The sequence below is a fragment of the Streptomyces sp. NPDC051563 genome, from assembly GCF_044454225.1.
In the GTDB taxonomy this organism is placed as follows: domain Bacteria; phylum Actinomycetota; class Actinomycetes; order Streptomycetales; family Streptomycetaceae; genus Streptomyces.
Genome location: NZ_JBITDL010000025.1, coordinates 86,156 through 101,073, shown reverse-complemented (window position 1 = coordinate 101,073; position 14,918 = coordinate 86,156). Strand labels below are relative to the sequence as shown.

The 14,918-nt window shown below is 71.8% G+C and carries 17 protein-coding genes; 7 read left to right on the top strand and 10 right to left on the bottom strand.

Features of this window, described 5'->3' with window-relative positions:
- Positions 1 to 265: 265 nt before the first annotated feature.
- Positions 266 to 1,177: a glutaminase gene (locus ACIA8F_RS27725; RefSeq protein WP_399382739.1), complete on the bottom strand. Its 912-nt coding sequence runs from the start codon at positions 1,175 to 1,177 to the stop codon at positions 266 to 268.
- 15 nt (positions 1,178 to 1,192) lie between these two features.
- The gene (locus ACIA8F_RS27720) at positions 1,193 to 1,888 is read right to left on the bottom strand and encodes a demethylmenaquinone methyltransferase (RefSeq protein ID WP_399382738.1); all 696 of its coding nucleotides are present in this window, start codon (positions 1,886 to 1,888) and stop codon (positions 1,193 to 1,195) included.
- Positions 1,889 to 2,299: 411 nt separating this feature from the next.
- On the opposite strand from ACIA8F_RS27720, the gene ACIA8F_RS27715 reads away from it, so the two are divergent.
- Positions 2,300 to 3,085 (top strand): DUF3152 domain-containing protein, encoded by a 786-nt coding sequence (locus ACIA8F_RS27715; protein WP_399382737.1) that lies wholly within the window; start codon positions 2,300 to 2,302, stop codon positions 3,083 to 3,085.
- 83 nt (positions 3,086 to 3,168) lie between these two features.
- Here the strand turns inward: ACIA8F_RS27715 and ACIA8F_RS27710 are convergent, their stop codons facing one another.
- From ACIA8F_RS27710 to ACIA8F_RS27695, 4 genes are all read right to left on the bottom strand, one after another.
- Entirely contained in the window at positions 3,169 to 3,858 is a 690-nt protein-coding gene (locus ACIA8F_RS27710) for an imidazolonepropionase-like domain-containing protein (RefSeq protein ID WP_399382735.1), read from the bottom strand.
- Positions 3,859 to 3,865: 7 nt separating this feature from the next.
- Positions 3,866 to 5,065 (bottom strand): cyclic dehypoxanthinyl futalosine synthase, encoded by a 1,200-nt coding sequence (mqnC, locus tag ACIA8F_RS27705; protein WP_399382734.1) that lies wholly within the window; start codon positions 5,063 to 5,065, stop codon positions 3,866 to 3,868.
- 184 nt (positions 5,066 to 5,249) lie between these two features.
- Complete coding sequence (locus ACIA8F_RS27700; RefSeq protein WP_399382732.1) at positions 5,250 to 6,056, bottom strand: prepilin peptidase; 807 nt, start codon at positions 6,054 to 6,056, stop codon at positions 5,250 to 5,252.
- A 297-nt stretch (positions 6,057 to 6,353) separates the two neighbouring features.
- Complete coding sequence (locus tag ACIA8F_RS27695) at positions 6,354 to 7,217, bottom strand: menaquinone biosynthetic enzyme MqnA/MqnD family protein (RefSeq protein WP_399382730.1); 864 nt, start codon at positions 7,215 to 7,217, stop codon at positions 6,354 to 6,356.
- A 237-nt stretch (positions 7,218 to 7,454) separates the two neighbouring features.
- On the opposite strand from ACIA8F_RS27695, the gene ACIA8F_RS27690 reads away from it, so the two are divergent.
- From ACIA8F_RS27690 to ACIA8F_RS27675, 4 genes are all read left to right on the top strand, one after another.
- A complete protein-coding gene (locus tag ACIA8F_RS27690) occupies positions 7,455 to 7,658 on the top strand; it encodes a cold-shock protein (RefSeq protein ID WP_112451444.1) in 204 nt (67 codons plus the stop codon).
- A gap of 248 nt (positions 7,659 to 7,906) precedes the next feature.
- A complete protein-coding gene (locus ACIA8F_RS27685) occupies positions 7,907 to 8,503 on the top strand; it encodes a TetR/AcrR family transcriptional regulator (protein ID WP_399382728.1) in 597 nt (198 codons plus the stop codon).
- Positions 8,500 to 9,408 carry an alpha/beta fold hydrolase gene (locus tag ACIA8F_RS27680; protein WP_399382726.1) on the top strand — a complete coding sequence of 303 codons (909 nt, stop codon included), beginning with the start codon at positions 8,500 to 8,502 and terminating at the stop codon, positions 9,406 to 9,408. Before ACIA8F_RS27685 ends, ACIA8F_RS27680 begins: the two co-directional genes overlap by 4 nt.
- A gap of 62 nt (positions 9,409 to 9,470) precedes the next feature.
- The gene (locus tag ACIA8F_RS27675) at positions 9,471 to 10,061 is read left to right on the top strand and encodes a hypothetical protein (RefSeq protein ID WP_399382724.1); all 591 of its coding nucleotides are present in this window, start codon (positions 9,471 to 9,473) and stop codon (positions 10,059 to 10,061) included.
- 77 nt (positions 10,062 to 10,138) lie between these two features.
- Here ACIA8F_RS27675 and ACIA8F_RS27670 read toward each other — a convergent pair whose 3' ends face one another.
- On the bottom strand, positions 10,139 to 11,842 hold the full coding sequence (locus ACIA8F_RS27670; protein WP_399382723.1) for a hypothetical protein: 1,704 nt from the start codon (positions 11,840 to 11,842) through the stop codon (positions 10,139 to 10,141).
- 296 nt (positions 11,843 to 12,138) lie between these two features.
- Here ACIA8F_RS27670 and ACIA8F_RS27665 point away from each other — a divergent pair, with 296 nt between their 5' ends.
- Positions 12,139 to 12,939, top strand: a complete 801-nt coding sequence (locus tag ACIA8F_RS27665) for a thioredoxin domain-containing protein (RefSeq protein ID WP_399382721.1) — start codon at positions 12,139 to 12,141, stop codon at positions 12,937 to 12,939.
- A gap of 23 nt (positions 12,940 to 12,962) precedes the next feature.
- Here ACIA8F_RS27665 and ACIA8F_RS27660 read toward each other — a convergent pair whose 3' ends face one another.
- The 3 genes from ACIA8F_RS27660 to ACIA8F_RS27650 all read right to left on the bottom strand — a co-directional run bounded on the left by ACIA8F_RS27660 (position 12,963) and on the right by ACIA8F_RS27650 (position 14,447).
- Positions 12,963 to 13,481, bottom strand: coding sequence for an MrpF/PhaF family protein (locus tag ACIA8F_RS27660; protein ID WP_399382719.1), 519 nt, complete (start codon positions 13,479 to 13,481; stop codon positions 12,963 to 12,965).
- Positions 13,482 to 13,620: 139 nt separating this feature from the next.
- On the bottom strand, positions 13,621 to 13,956 hold the full coding sequence (locus tag ACIA8F_RS27655; protein ID WP_399382718.1) for a hypothetical protein: 336 nt from the start codon (positions 13,954 to 13,956) through the stop codon (positions 13,621 to 13,623).
- Positions 13,953 to 14,447 (bottom strand): DUF6232 family protein, encoded by a 495-nt coding sequence (locus tag ACIA8F_RS27650; protein ID WP_399382716.1) that lies wholly within the window; start codon positions 14,445 to 14,447, stop codon positions 13,953 to 13,955. Before ACIA8F_RS27650 ends, ACIA8F_RS27655 begins: the two co-directional genes overlap by 4 nt.
- Before the next feature lie 270 nt (positions 14,448 to 14,717).
- Here ACIA8F_RS27650 and ACIA8F_RS27645 point away from each other — a divergent pair, with 270 nt between their 5' ends.
- The gene (locus ACIA8F_RS27645) at positions 14,718 to 14,891 is read left to right on the top strand and encodes a hypothetical protein (RefSeq protein WP_399382714.1); all 174 of its coding nucleotides are present in this window, start codon (positions 14,718 to 14,720) and stop codon (positions 14,889 to 14,891) included.
- Positions 14,892 to 14,918 lie beyond the last annotated feature (27 nt).

The following is a 14,918-nucleotide window of genomic DNA, read 5'->3' as shown; positions in this document are numbered from 1 at the left end:
ACCCCCCCCCCCCCCCCAACCCCCCCCCCCCCGGGTTTGGGGGGGGGGGGGGGGGGGGGGCCGCCCCCCGCGACGGGTCCGGGCGGAGCCCGGGGAACGGGCGAAGGGCGGGTAGGGGACCTTGCCCCGCAGGGCCGACCCAGCCGCACCCGCCCACCGGACCCCGCACCGGGACGGCAGTGGCAGCAGCCACGACCGGCCACCGCCGGACGGAGTCCGGCGCAGCGAAGCGAAGCCCGCGCAGCGGTGCGAGCGGAGCGTCACATTAGAAAACGCTCAGGCCCGTCAGGGTCGTGAAGCGGTCCAGCGCGGCGACCGCGGCGACGGAGTTGCCCTGGGGGTCCAGGCCGGGGCTCCACGCGGCCAGCGTGCACGCGCCGGGCACGACCGCGACGATCCCCCCGCCGACACCGCTCTTGCCGGGCAGGCCGACCCGGTAGGCGAACTCCCCCGCCGCGTCGTACGTCCCACAGGTCAGCATCACCGCGTTGACCTGCTTCGCCTCGCTGCGCGTCAGCAGCCGTGAGCCGTCGGCGCGCAGTCCGTGCCGGGCCAGGAAGCGGCCCGCGCGGGCCAGGTCGGCGCAGCTCATCTCGATGGAGCACTGCCAGAAGTAGTGGTCCAGCAGCATCGGGACCGGGTTGTCTATGTTCCCGTAGGCGGCCATGAAGTGGGCGAGGGCGGCGTTGCGGTCCCCGTGCTGCTGTTCGGAGGCGGCGACCTCCGGGTCGAAGGAGACCTCCGGGTTCCGGCTCTCCTCGCGGAGGAACCGCAGCAGTTCGCTGCTCGCGTCGCCCGTCAGGGTCTGGAGCCGGTCGGTGACGACGAGCGCGCCCGCGTTGATGAAGGGGTTGCGCGGGATGCCGTTCTCGTACTCCAGCTGCACGAGGGAGTTGAACGGGTTGCCGGAGGGTTCCCGGCCGACCCGCTCCCAGAGGCTGTCGCCGCCTTCGGCGAGGGCGAGGGCCAGTGCGAAGACCTTGGTGATGGACTGCGTGGAGAATGGCGTCCGCCAGTCCCCCACTCCGAACACGTTGCCGTCGAGGTCGGCGATGGCCATCCCGAACTGCCGGGGGTCGACGGACGCCAGCGCCGGGATGTACTCGGCGGTGGTGCCGCTGCCGATCAGCGGGGCGATGTCGGTGGCGACCTGCTCCAGCAGTGCCTGGTAGTCCATCTCCGGTGCCCCGTACTACGCGTGCTTCGTGCCGCGGTGCAGGGCCACGATGCCGCCGCTCAGGTTGCGCCAGGCCACCGTGGACCAGCCGGCCTTCTGCAGCAGCGCGGCGAGCGCGGGCTGGTCGGGCCAGGCGCGGATGGAGTCGGCGAGGTAGACGTAGGCGTCGGGGTTGGAGGAGACGGCGCGGGCCACCGGGGGCATCGCGCGCATCAGGTACTCGGTGTAGACCGTCCGGAAGGGGGCCCAGGTGGGCTGCGAGAACTCGCAGATCACGACCTGGCCGCCGGGCTTCGTGACCCGGAACAGCTCGCGCAGGGCGGCGTCGGTGTCCTGGACGTTGCGCAGGCCGAAGGAGATGGTGACGGTGTCGAAGACGTCGTCCTTGAAGGGGAGCTTCGTCGCGTCGCCGGCCGTCAGCGGGAGCCAGGGGTTGCGCTTCTTGCCCTCGCGGAGCATCCCGAGGGAGAAGTCGCAGGGGACGACGTACGCACCGGTCGCGGCGAAGGGCAGCGAGGACGTGGCCGTGCCGGCGGCGAGGTCGAGGACCAGCTGTCCGGGGCGCGCGCCGACCGCCTTGGCGACCTCCTTGCGCCACAGGCGGGCCTGCCCGAGGGAGAGGACGTCGTTGGTGAGGTCGTAGTTCGCCGCCACGCCGTCGAACATGGAGGCGACTTCGTGCGGCTGCTTGTCCAGGGAAGCGCTGGTCACTGGCGTTGGCCCCTCGGGTACGGGTACGGGTGCTGCGGACCGCCGACCGGACAGACGGACGGTCCGGCGGGTGCACCGTCATTCTCGCAGGCCCGCCCTCCCCCGCGCCCGCCCGCCCCGGCCGCCCGGGCCCGCCGGGGGCCGGCCCGGGCGGGTACGAGGGGGGGCTGGGCAGGTACGAGGGGTGGCCGAGGAGCGTCGGCGCCGCGTGGCGCCCGTCACACCGGGCAACGATCCGGGGCCGCGGACGTCTGGAAGGGCGAAGAGGCCGCCCACTTCCGCATGATCTTGGACCCCGTCATGACGAAACACCGCACCGCCCGCACAACCGTACGTCCCGCCCCCCGTGCGTCCCCCCGCGCAGCCGCCCGGGGCCGCCGCCGACGGGGCCGCCGCCGGACCGCCCGGTTCGTGCTCCCGTTACTGCTGTGCTCGGGCGCCGTCGCCGTGGTGGCTCTGGTGGCGGGGCTGCTGCCCCGGGGCGCCGGCCCGCGTGCGAACCTTTCCGCCCCGTCGGCGCCGGAGTCCGGGCCGCCCGGGCCCTCCGCGCCGGTGGCCGTTCCCGCGCCGTCACCTCCGGTGGCGCCGTCGGCGTCGCCCGCGGTGGTGTCCCCGCCCGCCCCGGTCACGGTCCCCGAGACGGGCCCCGGCACCTTCCGGGCCTCCACCGTCTCGGGTCCCGTGCACGGTTCCGGCACCGTACGGCGCTACCGCGTCGAGGCCGAGGACGGCACGGGCGTCGATCCGGACGAGGCCGCGCGCGCCGTCGACGCCGTCCTGGGCGACCGGCGCGGCTGGACCGCCGATCCCCAGGTCGCGTTCCGCCTGACGGGGTCCGGGCCGGTGGAGTTCACCGTACGGATCGCCACGCCGGCCACCACGGACCGGATGTGCGAGGTGGTGACCGCGGAGCTGAAGGGCGAGACGAACTGCCGCGCCGGGCACGAGGTGATCGTCAACCTCCGTCGCTGGCTGCTCGGTTCGCCGCAGTTCGACGGGCCGCCCGCCGACTACCGGGCACTGATCATCAATCACGAGGTGGGCCACGAACTGGGCCACGGACACGAGACCTGCCCCGGACCGGGGCTTCCCGCACCGGCGATGATGCAGCAGATCAGGGGCCTGCTGGGCTGCCGGTCCAATGCCTGGCCGTTCGACGCGCAGGGCAACTACACGAGGGGCCCCAGCGTCCTCTGAGCCGCGCCCGGACCTCCCTGACCTGGCGGACCTTCCTGACCTCGCGGACCTTCCCGACCTCCCGGCCGTCCCGGCCGTCCCGCTCAGCGACGGCGGTGGAGCAGCCTGCCGCCGATGACCGTGGCCACGCAGCTGGTCGGGCCCTCCACCAGCAGCTCCGCCGGACCGGCGACGGCGAAGACCGCGAACCGGGCCGGGGCGCCCGGCTCCAGGACTCCGTGGAAGGCCTCCTCGGCCGCGGTCAGGCCGGCGAGCGGGTTCAGGGAGGCCGGGCCCTCGTACGGGGCCGGCGGCACGACGGTGAGCCCGGAGCGGACGACGGCCGTCCGGACGGCCGGGCTGGTGAAGCGGCCGGCCACCGCGACCACCCCGCGGGCGAGCAGCTTCTGCGTGCCGCGCCGCGCGCTGTTGCCCCAGCGCGGCTCGGTCATCTTCAGGTCGGCCAGCGCCTCGGCGCCGCTGATCGGTTCGGCCCCGAGCTCGGTGATCTCGTACGGGTCGTCCGGGTAGTACGTGCGCTCCAGCAGCTCGTCGCCGCCGCGCACCAGCAGCCCCGGGGTCAGCACCCCGGGCCAGCTGCGGGCGCGGGCGTGCGGATAGGCCGCGGCGAGTTCCTCGTACGGGCCCACCCGGGCGATGCGGTCGCCCTCGACCAGGACCGCGCCGCGGGGCAGCGGCGGGGCACCGGTACCGGATCCGGTACCCGATGCGGTTCCGGTACCGGAACCGGTCGGTCCGGTGACGAGGAGTTCGGCGGTGTGGATGGTCAGCACGGGCGCGTCAGTTCGAGGAGATGAGCTTCAGCTCGGGGTGCGCCGTGCCGCCCTCGATGGCGGTGGAGGAGATGTGCGAGACCACGCGGTCGTCGACCGGGTCGTTCGCCGGGTCGTCGTGGACCAGGAGGTGCTCGTACGTCGTGGCGCGCTGCGCGGGGACCCGGCCGGCCTTGCGGATGAGGTCGATGATCTCCATCCGGTTCGAGCGGTGCTTGGCACCGGCCGAGGAGACCACGTTCTCCTCCAGCATGATCGAACCGAGGTCGTCGGCGCCGTAGTGGAGGGAGAGCTGGCCCGCCTCCTTGCCCACGGTGAGCCAGGAGCCCTGGATGTGGGCGATGTTGTCGAGGAAGAGCCGCGCGATGGCGATCATGCGCAGGTACTCGAAGACGGTCGCCTGGGTCCGGCCCTTGAGGTGGTTGTTCTCGGGCTGGTAGGTGTACGGGATGAAGGCGCGGAAGCCGCCCGTACGGTCCTGGGTGTCGCGGATCATCGCGATGTGCTCGATGCGCTCGGCGTTGGTCTCGCCGGTGCCCATCAGCATGGTGGAGGTGGACTCGACGCCCAGCTTGTGGGCGATCTCCATGATCTCCAGCCAGCGCTCGCCGGACTCCTTGAGCGGGGCGATCGCCTTGCGCGGCCGCTCCGGGAGCAGCTCGGCGCCGGCGCCCGCGAAGGAGTCGAGGCCGGCGGCGTGGATGCGCTGGATGGCCTCCTCCGCCGACACCTTGGAGATCCGGGCCATGTGCTCGACCTCGGAGGCGCCGAGGGAGTGGATGACCAGCTGCGGGAAGGCCTGCTTGATGGCGGAGAAGTGGTGCTCGTAATACTCGACGCCGTAGTCGGGGTGGTGGCCGCCCTGGAACATGATCTGGGTGCCGCCCAGCTCGACGGTCTCCGCGCAGCGGCGCAGGATGTCGTCGAGGTCCCGGGACCAGCCCTTCTTCGTGTCCTTGGGGGCCGCGTAGAAGGCGCAGAACTTGCACGCCGTCACGCACACGTTCGTGTAGTTGATGTTGCGCTCGATGATGTACGTCGCGATGTGCTCGGTACCCGCGTAGCGCAGCCGGCGGGCCGCGTCGGCGGCCTGGCCGAGGGCGTGCAGCGGAGCGTGGCGGTAGAGGTCGAGCGCCTCTTCCTGGGTGATCCGGCCCCCAGTGGCGGCTCGGTCGAGGACTGACTGGAGAGCGGCCTGGTCGGTCACCGGTGCGTCACCTTTCGGCTGTGTCGTTCGGCTGGCGCCCGGCTGCGGTCGAGATCCCGGACCGATCCAGCCTACGCCAGCCCCTCCGGCTCCCGGCCTCAGGGGACCGGGGTCCAGGGGACCGGGGTCCAGGGGGCCGGGGTCAGAGGACCGGGCTCAGGGGACCGGGCTCGGGGAACCGACCTCAGGGGACCAGGCCTGCGCCCAGGACGGGACCGGACCCGAGGTCGAGCCCCATCCCCAGGCCCAGGCCCGCGTAGAGCACGCCCGCCAGGGCGCCGCCGGCCATGAACGGGCCGAAGGCGATCGAGGTCCCGGGCTCCGCCCGGCGCAGGGCGGTCCGGACGAACCCGTACAGGGAGGCCGCGGCGGACCCGGCGAGGGAGCCCGCGAACAGCACGAACCACCCGTACCAGCCCAGGACCTGCCCCACGGTCAGGGCCAGGGTGACGTCGCCGAATCCCATGCCGGGCGGGTAGATCAGGTGGAACACGAAGTACACGGCGCCGAGGACGAGGCCCCCGAGCAGGGCGCGCGTCCAGGATCCGCCGGTGCCGGTGAACAGGGCGGCCACGCCGAGCGCGGCCGCGGTGGTGGCGGCGAGGGGCAGGGTCAGTACGTCGGGCAGCCGGTGCACGGCCCGGTCGACGAAGCAGAGCAGGACGGTGAAGGGTGCCAGCAGCAGCCAGGCGGCCAGCTCGGGCCGCGCCCCGACCCCGGCGCCGAGCGCGAGGCACACCAGCACGGAGGCGAGCACGGCCCCGCCGACGGGCGCGTAGCCGCCGCGCCACCGGCCCGCGGGCCCGCACCCCGGGCACACCGGGAGACCCAGCCAGCCTCCGGCCGGGCCGGTCAGCTCGTGGCCGGCCGGGCAGGCCGAGCGCCGGGGCAGCCCCACGTCGACGGAGAGCCGGTAGGCGGCGCGGGGCAGCAGCAGGCCCGTCAGCGCGCCCCAGAGCGTGACCCCGGCCACGAATCCCGCGATGCCCATGCCAGCCCCCGCCCGCCGCGTCTTGGCGATGGACGGTAGCAGGGGTGCCGGGACCCGGGGAGGTTGTCCCCAGCCACCCGTACGGCACTCCCGCACGGCACTCCCGGACGGCACTCCCGGAGGGTGCGATCGCAGGGACGCACGCACGGGACGCCCGCAGGGGACGCACGCACGGGACGCCCGCACGGACGGTGAAAGGGGAACGCATTCCCGGTAAACGCCGGGCATTGACATTCCCCTTTCCGCCGCATTCCGCTCTGCGGAAAGACGAATGCCGCCCTGCCGTCATAAGCCGCGCTAATGACCCGGTACGGCCACCGGCAGGAGCTCCACGTTCACATCGGGCGCATAGCCCGTCGTGAGTCCCGTCCGCCGCGCGAATTCGCGTACGCCGGCCAGCTGGTCGGGGCCGAAGCGGAAGTCGAGCGTCGTGAAGTAGCGCTCCAGGAGTTCCGCGTCGAAGGCCTCCCAGCGGGCCGCCTGCTCGGCGACCTTGCCGACCTCCTCCAGGGAGACGTCCCGGGAGGCGAGGAAAGCCTCGTGGACCTTCCGCACGACCTCCGGTTCACGCTCCAGGTAGTCCTTGCGGGCGGCCCAGACGGCGAAGACGAACGGCAGCCCCGTCCACTCCTTCCACATCGCCCCCAGGTCGTGGACGGCGAGCCCGAGCCGGGGCGCGTCGTGCAGCGAGGCGCGCAGCGCGGCGTCGCCGATCAGCACCGCCGCGTCGGCCTCCTGCATCATCACCCCCAGGTCGGGCGGGCAGGTGTAGTAGTCGGGCCGGACCTCGTACTTCTCCGCGAGCAGCAGCTGGGCCAGGCGTACGGACGTTCGCGAGGTGGATCCCAGCGCGACGCGGGCGCCGTCCAGCTGGTCCAGGGGGACCTGCGAAACGATCACGCAGGACATGACGGGGCCGTCGCAGCCGACCGCCAGGTCGGGGAAGGCGACGAGCTCGTCCGCGTTGCGAAGGAACTCCACGAGGGTGATGGGACCGATGTCCAGGCCGCCCTGGACGAGGCTCGCGCTGAGCTTCTCTGGGGTGTCCTTGGTCAGCTCCAGGTCCAGCAGCGTGCCGGTTCTGGCCAGCCCCCAGTAGAGGGGCAGGCAGTTCAGGAACTGAATGTGGCCGACGCGGGGCCGGCTGCGATAGACGTCCACATCGCGAGACTAGCCCCCGTGTCACCGTCAGCCGTCTGGCGGGTCTCAAACGTCCGAGTGACGTGATCTTTCCCTCTGGTCTCGGCCGGGAGGTGCGTGCTAGGCTCGACGCAAGTTGCAGTTTGGTTTCCCTTGCAGTACGAGGCCTGCGGAGAATGTGACCCGCAGGCTTTTGTAGTTTTCAGACTTCTTAGCAGGTTCTGGAGCAGGGCGACCCTTTGGCCCATAGGAGGGCTCATGGCTACCGGAACCGTCAAGTGGTTCAACGCTGAAAAGGGCTTCGGCTTCATCGCCCAGGACGGCGGCGGCCCGGATGTCTTCGTCCACTACTCCGCGATCAACGCCGCCGGCTTCCGCTCCCTTGAGGAGAACCAGCTGGTGAACTTCGACGTCACCCAGGGTCCGAAGGGCCCGCAGGCGGAGAACGTCACCCCGGCCTAGTCGCCTGGGCCAACCAGTCGCGGTTGGATATGCAGTACCCAAGGAGCCCTGTCTTCTCTGCGCGAGCAGAGTCGACGGGGCTCCTGCCTTTTTCCCGTCCGGGACGAGCGGGGCGGGCCACCGGGTCGTGCGGGGGCGGCGGGCAGGGGGACGGCTGCGGTCCAGACCAGAAACTAGGGTTCCTAGTCTTGTGCCTAGTGATCCACGTTGTAGCCTAGGCACCCTAGGGACAGCGGGGAGGATCCGTGGTGCGCGTACGGGTAGGGCTGACGGCCGAGAAGGTCACCGCCGTGGGGGCCGAGGTCGCGGACGACGTCGGACTGCACCGGGTGACCATGGCCCAGGTCGCGCGGCGGCTCGGCGTCAAGGACGCCAGCCTCTACGCGCACGTCCGCAGCCTGGAGGACCTCCGCGGGAGGATCGCCCTGCTGGCGGCGGACGAGAAGACGCTGCTCATCGCCGAGGCGACCGCCGGGCTCGCGGGACGGGACGCGCTCATCGCGTTCGCCAACGCCTGGCGGGAGTACGCCCACGAGTTCCCCGGCCGCTACGCCGCCACCCAGGCCCCGGTCAAGATCGACCCCGAGCTGGCCGCGAAGGCCGCCGGGCCCCGCCGCGCGGTCGCGCTGACCTACGGCATGCTGCGCGGCTACGGACTGGCGGAGCCCGATCTGACCGACGCCGCCCGGCTGCTGCGCAGCACGTTCCACGGGTTCGTCGCCCTGGAGGCCTCGGGCGGTTTCGCCCACGCCCGGGCTCCGCAGGCCTCCTGGGTCCGCTCCCTCGACGCCCTGCACATCCTGCTCCAGCACTGGCCCGCGCCCCGCGAGGCGGGCTCCGCATGAGCTCCCCGGCGACGGGCCGTCTGCGCGTGCCCGGAGCGAGCCTCCACTACGAAGTGCGCGGACGCGGCCCGCTCCTGCTGCTGATCCCCGGCGGCACCGGCGGCGCGGCCGCCTTCGACGGGGTCGCCGAGGCCCTGGCCACCGAGTACACCGTCGCCTCCTACGATCCGCGCGGCCTGTCCCGCAGCCCGCTGGACGCACCGGAGGCCGGGCGGGGCGCGGCCGGGCAGAGCGTGGCCGAGCAGAGCGTGGCCGAGCACGCCGAGGACGCGCTGCGGCTGCTGGATCTGCTGTCGCCCGCGGAGCCGGCCCGGGTCTTCGGCTCCAGTTCGGGCGCGATAGCGGCCCTGCACCTGCTGACCGCCCGGCCCGAACGCCTCGTACGCCTCGTCGCGCACGAGCCCCCGGTGGTGGAGGTGCTGCCGGACGCCGCCGTGCACCGCGCGCTCCTCGCCCGCGTACGGGACACCCTCGACGCGGAGGGACTCATGCCGGCGATGGCCGTGTTCGCGGCTGGACTCAAGAAAGAAGGGGAGGAGGGAGAAGAGGAGGACGGGGACGGGCAGCCGGCCACGGCCCCTCGGCCCCCGCTACCGCCCGCCGACCTTCCGCCCGCCGCGGCCGCCCGGGCTGCGCGGACGAGGGCCGACCTGCCCTATTTCCTCGGGCGCATCGTGCCGGCCTTCATGGCCTACGCTCCGGATCTCGCGCGGCTGCGGGCGGTCTCGGAACGGCTCGTGCTCGCCGGCGGCGACGAGTCCCGGGGCGAGCTGCCCTACCGTACGGCCGCGTTCCTCGCGGAGCGGTTCGGCAGGGAGCTGCTGCACTTCCCCGGCGGGCACACCGGCCTGACCACGCACCCCGCCGAGTTCGGCGAGGTGCTCGGGCGGGCCCTGCGGAAGTAGGGGACAACTCGGGGGTCGGTACCCGATGCGACTCAGGGTGTGGCGTCCGTAACGTCTTGTGCATGACCGCACCCCGAACCGCCTTCGTCGCCGCCCCCGTTCTGATGGGCGCCTATGGCGTCATCCGCATGCTCGACGGCCTGGACGGCAGTCGCGGCCCGGGCTTCGCATGGAGCCTGGGCCACCTCTGCTTCCTCGCCTCGCTGGTCCTCTTCGTCCAGGGATTCGCCGCGATGCGGGCGATGGCCGGCGGCGGCAGGGTGGCCGGCGTGGGCCTGTGGACCGGCGCGGCGGGAGCGGTGGCGCTGGCGGGGCAGTTCGCGATCGACCTCGTGGTCGGCTTCATGTCGGCGGACCGGGGCGCCATGGATGAGATGTTCAGCAGGATCCAGGACATACCCGGCATGCTTCCGGTGGTCTACGAGTTCGGTCCGCTGCTGTTCTTCGTGGGCCAGCTGATTCTGGTCTCCCAGCTCGCGGCCCGCCGCGTCCTGAAGCCGTGGGCGCCCGTACTGGTCCTCGTCAGCGCATGCGTGCCCCTGATCGGCAAGGACTTCATACCCCTCGGAGCCGCACTGCTCCTGGTCGCCTTCGCCCCACTGCGCCCGGACCGCGAGACCGTCACGGCCGACCCGAAGGTGCCCGTCGCCTGACCGGGCGGAGCCACGAGGGCCGGCCGGCTGCCGAGCCCCGTTGTGACGGGGCCCGGCGGCGTCCGGGCCTGGCGGTGCTAGGCCTTGTGAGCCGGGGGCTCGGTGGCCGGGGGCTCGGTGGCGGGCGGCTCGGTAACGGTGACGTCCAGGAAGAGGACCACCGTGTCCGAGATCCGCACGCGCAGCGTGTACGTGCCCGCGGCGACGCCCGTGGTGGACAGTTCCGGCAGGGCGATCGTGCCGTCGGCCGCGGTGACCGGGAGCGCCAGCTCCGTGAGCTTCTTGGCGTCCTTGTCCAGGAAGTACGGGGTCTCCCCCGCCTTGGCCGGGTCCGCCGGGACCCACGTGCCGTCCTTGTCCTTGGTCCCGAACCCGGCCGTGGCCTTGGCTCCGGCGACCGGCTTGCCCTTCGCCGTCACCAGGAACTGCACGCCCTTGATCCCGGTGCCGGCCTCCGCCGTGAGCGGCTTGCCGGCGTTCGCGTCGCTGCGGACCAGCTGGTCCGCCTCCGGGACGGGTACCGGCTTGGCCGGGGTGACCTTGCCGCCGATCCGCAGGGAGACCTCGACCGAGACGGCGTAGCCCGTGGCGCGCAGGGAGAAGGTGCCCGCCTTGGCGCCCGCCTTCAGCTTCGGCACCCTGACCAGGCCGTTGGCGTTGGTGCGCACGACCGCGAAGTCCTTGCCGTCGGCCGCGAAGGTGGTGCGGCCGGTGGTGTCGTCGTCGACCGAGATCACGATGGCCTGGTCGACGGCCGGCATGCCGTCGCTCAGCAGCGCCTTGATGAGCGGGGTGCGCGCGAACTCGGTACCGGCCTCGGCGGTGAGCGTGGGGGAACCGGCCAGGATCAGCTTGTCCAGGGTCGGGACCGGCGTCGGCGTCGGGGTCGGAGTGGGGGTCGGCGTCGGAGTCGGAGTCGGTGTGGGCGTGGGGGTCGGCGTCGGGACCGGCGCGGGCGGCGGCGGCAGCTGCGGCGGGTTCGGCGTCGGGTAGTTGCCGGAGGGCGGGTTCGGCACGGGGGTGGCGCCCTGGCCGGCCTGGTACTGCCGCATGTAGCCGAGCACGGTGTTCACGTACTCGCGCGACCTGTTGTAGCTGAGGATCGCCTTGTCGATGTCGCCCGCGTCGGTGAGGTTGCGCTGCCCCGCGCAGAGGTAGAGGCCGGCGCCCAGCGCGGCGTCGTACATGTTGTTCGGGTCGCGCTTGCCGTCGGCGTTGCCGTCGGCGCCCCAGGTGGACCAGGTGGAGGGGATGAACTGCATCGGGCCGACCGCGCGGTCGTACTCCGGGTCCGCGTCCCACTCGCCCTTGTCGGTGTCCTTGATCTCGGCGAAGCCGTTGCCGTCCAGGCGCGGCCCGCGGATCGGCTTCTCGGTGTAGCCGTCGGCCTTGAGCCCGTAGCCGGAGGCGTGCACGGACTCCACCCGGCCGATGCCCGCGAGGAGTTCCCAGGGCAGGTGGCAGCCGGGGAGCGCCGCGGCCACCGATATCCCGGCACGCTTGTAGGCGTCGAGGGCGGTCGCGGGTATGCCGGCGGCGGCCCCGCCGGGGGCGGCGGCACCGGGGGGCGCGGGCGGCGGGTCGGCAACCAGGTCCGGGAGCTCCAGCCGGGCGTCACCGCGATCGGTGGCCTGGGGGCTGTCGGGGGTCGGTTCGGCTTCCCCCGCGCCCGCGATCGGTGTGTTGGTCACGACCGCGGCAGTGGTCAGGCTGGCCGCGAGGGCGGCCGTGCACATGACTTTGCGCGAGGTGTTGACGAGGTGACGGTGAAGTGGCTTCACAGTGCGGCGATCCCCCCAGAGCGGCAGCCCCTCCGGACCACCGTAAAACGTTCAAAAAAGTCAGATATCGCTCCGCACGCCCCGACATCTTCGTGCGGACGGCCGCGAACGGGCCGTGGAGGTTAACTGTCTATCAGTTCTTCGCACGCGACTCACCGTCGCCCAGGGAGATGTGCCCCACCATTCTCCCGACCTTCACGGGACCTTGGCCGAACGCGAACCAAGGGACTTAGGTCCCTGCCCGATTCGCACCAATGGCACCTACTTGAGCGCTCTACGATCTTTATCCTTGGGGAATGGCAACCAGCAAGAAGGACCAGCGGCGCGAGGCCCGCGAGCGCATGCGTGAGGAGCGCGAGGCCCAGGCCCGCCGCGACAAGCTGCGCGGGCGCGCGATGATCGGCGGCGCGCTGGTCGCCGTACTGGCCCTCGCGGTCGGCATCGGCGTGTACGCGGCGAACTCCTCGGGCTCCGACGACGAGGCCGCGGGCAAGCCCTTCGTCCAGCCGGCCAACACCACCGGCAAGGACGGGATCGTGATCCCGTACGGCAAGGCCGACGCGAAGAACGTCCTCTCCGTCTGGCTCGACCCGCGCTGCCCCTACTGCGCGGGCGTCGAGATCGGCCTCGGTAAGACCATCAAGGAGCAGGCGGACGCGGGCACGTACCGCGTCGAGTACCACTTCGCCACGTTCCTGGACAAGGCGCTCGGCGGCGGCAAGGGCTCCAAGCGGGCGGTCAACGCCCTGGGCGCGGCGGTGAACGAGAGCCCCGAGAAGTTCATGGAGTACCTCCAGGTGCTCTACCAGAACCACCCGGAGAAGGAATCGGACGACAAGTTCGGCTCCACGGCCACCCTGCTGGACCTCGCGAACCAGGTCCCGGGGCTGCGCACGCCCGCCTTCAACAAGGCGGTCAAGGAACTCACCTACATGCCGTGGACCGAAAAGGCCGGCCAGGCCTTCTACGACCAGAACATGCAGGGCACCCCGGACGTCTCCATCAACGGCACGAAGCTCACGGTGAACTCCGGCAAGGGCATCGACTCGATCACCCCGGACGAGTTCAAGAAGCTGATCGCCGCGAACCTGAAGTAGCGGGCCGGGCGGCCGGGTCGGATCTAGACCTGCTCCTCCGCGGCAGCCTTGGCCTTCTCGTCCAGCTGGTCCCCGTAGCCGCCGGCCGTCCAGACGTGGTGGCGGAACCGCTCGGGCGTCGCCACACCCGCCCAAGGTCCGCCGGAGGGGAAGAACACCCCGTCGCACTCGGAGCAGAACCGGGCCCCCGCGGCGGCCCCGGCAGCCCGGTCGGCGCCGGCCCGCACCCGCCGCTTGTCCTTGCCCTCGCTCCGGATCACGGCAACCGTCCCGACCATCACGAGCAGCGCGGCGACGATCCCGGCCGGCAGCAGCCACGGCCAGCCCCGGTCGTCGGCGTAGTACGCACCCCCGCAGGCGACCAGCCCGGCGATCACGGTGCCCTCGACGAAGTTCGCACAGCCGTCACCCGTCGTGTTCGGAGCCAGGGCCAGCCGTATCTGGTCCTTGCCCCGCCGCACCTCGGCCACCGGGACGGTGTCCCCCGTCCCACAGCCGGGGCACATCACCGGACCGCCGTGCGCTTCCCCGTTGTTCGTCATGGGCCCCATCATGACGTTCCCCTGGCCAACGGCCGCGGCCAGGCGTCTCCTCCGGCCCTGATCGGCCGGTCGCGGAAGCGCGGGACGAGGGGGCCACTGCCCGTGGCCCCCTCGCATTCCGTTTGCGCTTCGGCCTGCTTCAGCCCAGCAGGGCTCTGACCGCCGTGATGACCGGGACTCCGGCTTCTCCGATCAGCGTCGCAATTCCGGAGAAGGTCGCGAGGATCCTACGGAATCTCGCCTCGGGGGGATTCCCCCCGAGTTCCTCCACCGCCGCGTCGACTTCCGCCCGGTCGCTTTCGCCCAGGTGCTGCCTCATCGCCCGGACTTCTTCGAGGAGCCTTTCCAGCGCGGAGGCCTCCGGCGCGCCTCCGCCGACGTATTTGCCTCCGGCCACGATGTCCCCGGATCCCGAGTGCGTGGCCTTTCCGATGCCTCCGGCACCGGTCACCGTGTACTGGTCGCCGGCCATCATCGACCGCCTCCCCGGATGTCGCCGGAGCCGCTGTGCTGGGCCTGCCCGATGGCCCCGGCTCCGTAGACCTTGAACTGGTCGCCCATCACCGCTTCCTTGATGTTGATCGTCACCGGGGCGGCGTCCGGCCGGCCGATGGCCTTGGTGATCTCGTAGACGAGGTTCTCGATCTCGGCGCGGTCCAGGGACCACACGGCCTCGCGCTGGATGCCCGAGGTGTTGAGGACGAGGCCGTACACCGGAGGCGTCCCGATCACCTTCACGAGCTGCCACACCAGCAGCCCGAGGACGGCGACCACAATGATTCCGGCCACGTTCCCGAAGACGGCCACCGCAATGGCTCCCAGGACGATGCAGAGCAACGCCCGGCGGATGAACGTGCGCCAGGCCGCTCCCTTGTCCACCTCCAATACGCGCTGCCCCACGTGGGAGATGTTGTGCAACGGATAAGCCTCACCGTCGACCCACAGCACCCCCTCTTGCACACGCACTTGCACCGTCGTATTACTACCCGCCATTTCGCGCCCCCCTGGCTCTTTTTGGCGTTGACGGCTCGAAGTGTAGGACGGGTCCGACCGGCCAAGTAGGGATTGGACCATTTCGACGTAGTCATGATCCATTCGGCATTCCGCTTGACCCGGAGACCGACTGGATGCTCGTCGCCCGCGTACGGAGATCCGCTGCGGGTAGTGAGGGGTGGACCCGTAGCCTCCGGGGATGCCTCTCCACCAGAGCGGGGTCTCGAAGCAAGGCTGGAGGTCGTGCGCTACTTCAACGACGACCGGCAGGACGAGGCCGGGCAGCCGCAGGAGAGGGACCGGCACAACCTCTTCGGCTGGGCACTCGACCGCGAAGCGATCGCGTTTCTCGCCGCTACCGGCGCTTATCTGGACGTCGATGAGTACGACATGACCCCTTCCCCGCCATCGGCCTGAGCACCGGTGCGGTGCTCGGCACCTTCG

What these genes read in the sequence shown, in the direction of transcription:
- ACIA8F_RS27725 (WP_399382739.1), bottom strand. Translation starts at nt 1,177, where the DNA reads ATGGACTACCAGGCACTGCTGGAGCAGGTCGCCACCGACATCGCCCCG.
- ACIA8F_RS27700 (WP_399382732.1), bottom strand. Translation starts at nt 6,056, where the DNA reads ATGGGCATCGCGGGATTCGTGGCCGGGGTCACGCTCTGGGGCGCGCTG.
- ACIA8F_RS27690 (WP_112451444.1), top strand. Translation starts at nt 7,455, where the DNA reads ATGGCTACCGGAACCGTCAAGTGGTTCAACGCTGAAAAGGGCTTCGGC.
- ACIA8F_RS27680 (WP_399382726.1), top strand. Translation starts at nt 8,500, where the DNA reads ATGAGCTCCCCGGCGACGGGCCGTCTGCGCGTGCCCGGAGCGAGCCTC.
- ACIA8F_RS27675 (WP_399382724.1), top strand. Translation starts at nt 9,471, where the DNA reads ATGACCGCACCCCGAACCGCCTTCGTCGCCGCCCCCGTTCTGATGGGC.
- ACIA8F_RS27665 (WP_399382721.1), top strand. Translation starts at nt 12,139, where the DNA reads ATGGCAACCAGCAAGAAGGACCAGCGGCGCGAGGCCCGCGAGCGCATG.
- ACIA8F_RS27660 (WP_399382719.1), bottom strand. Translation starts at nt 13,481, where the DNA reads ATGACGAACAACGGGGAAGCGCACGGCGGTCCGGTGATGTGCCCCGGC.
- ACIA8F_RS27655 (WP_399382718.1), bottom strand. Translation starts at nt 13,956, where the DNA reads ATGATGGCCGGCGACCAGTACACGGTGACCGGTGCCGGAGGCATCGGA.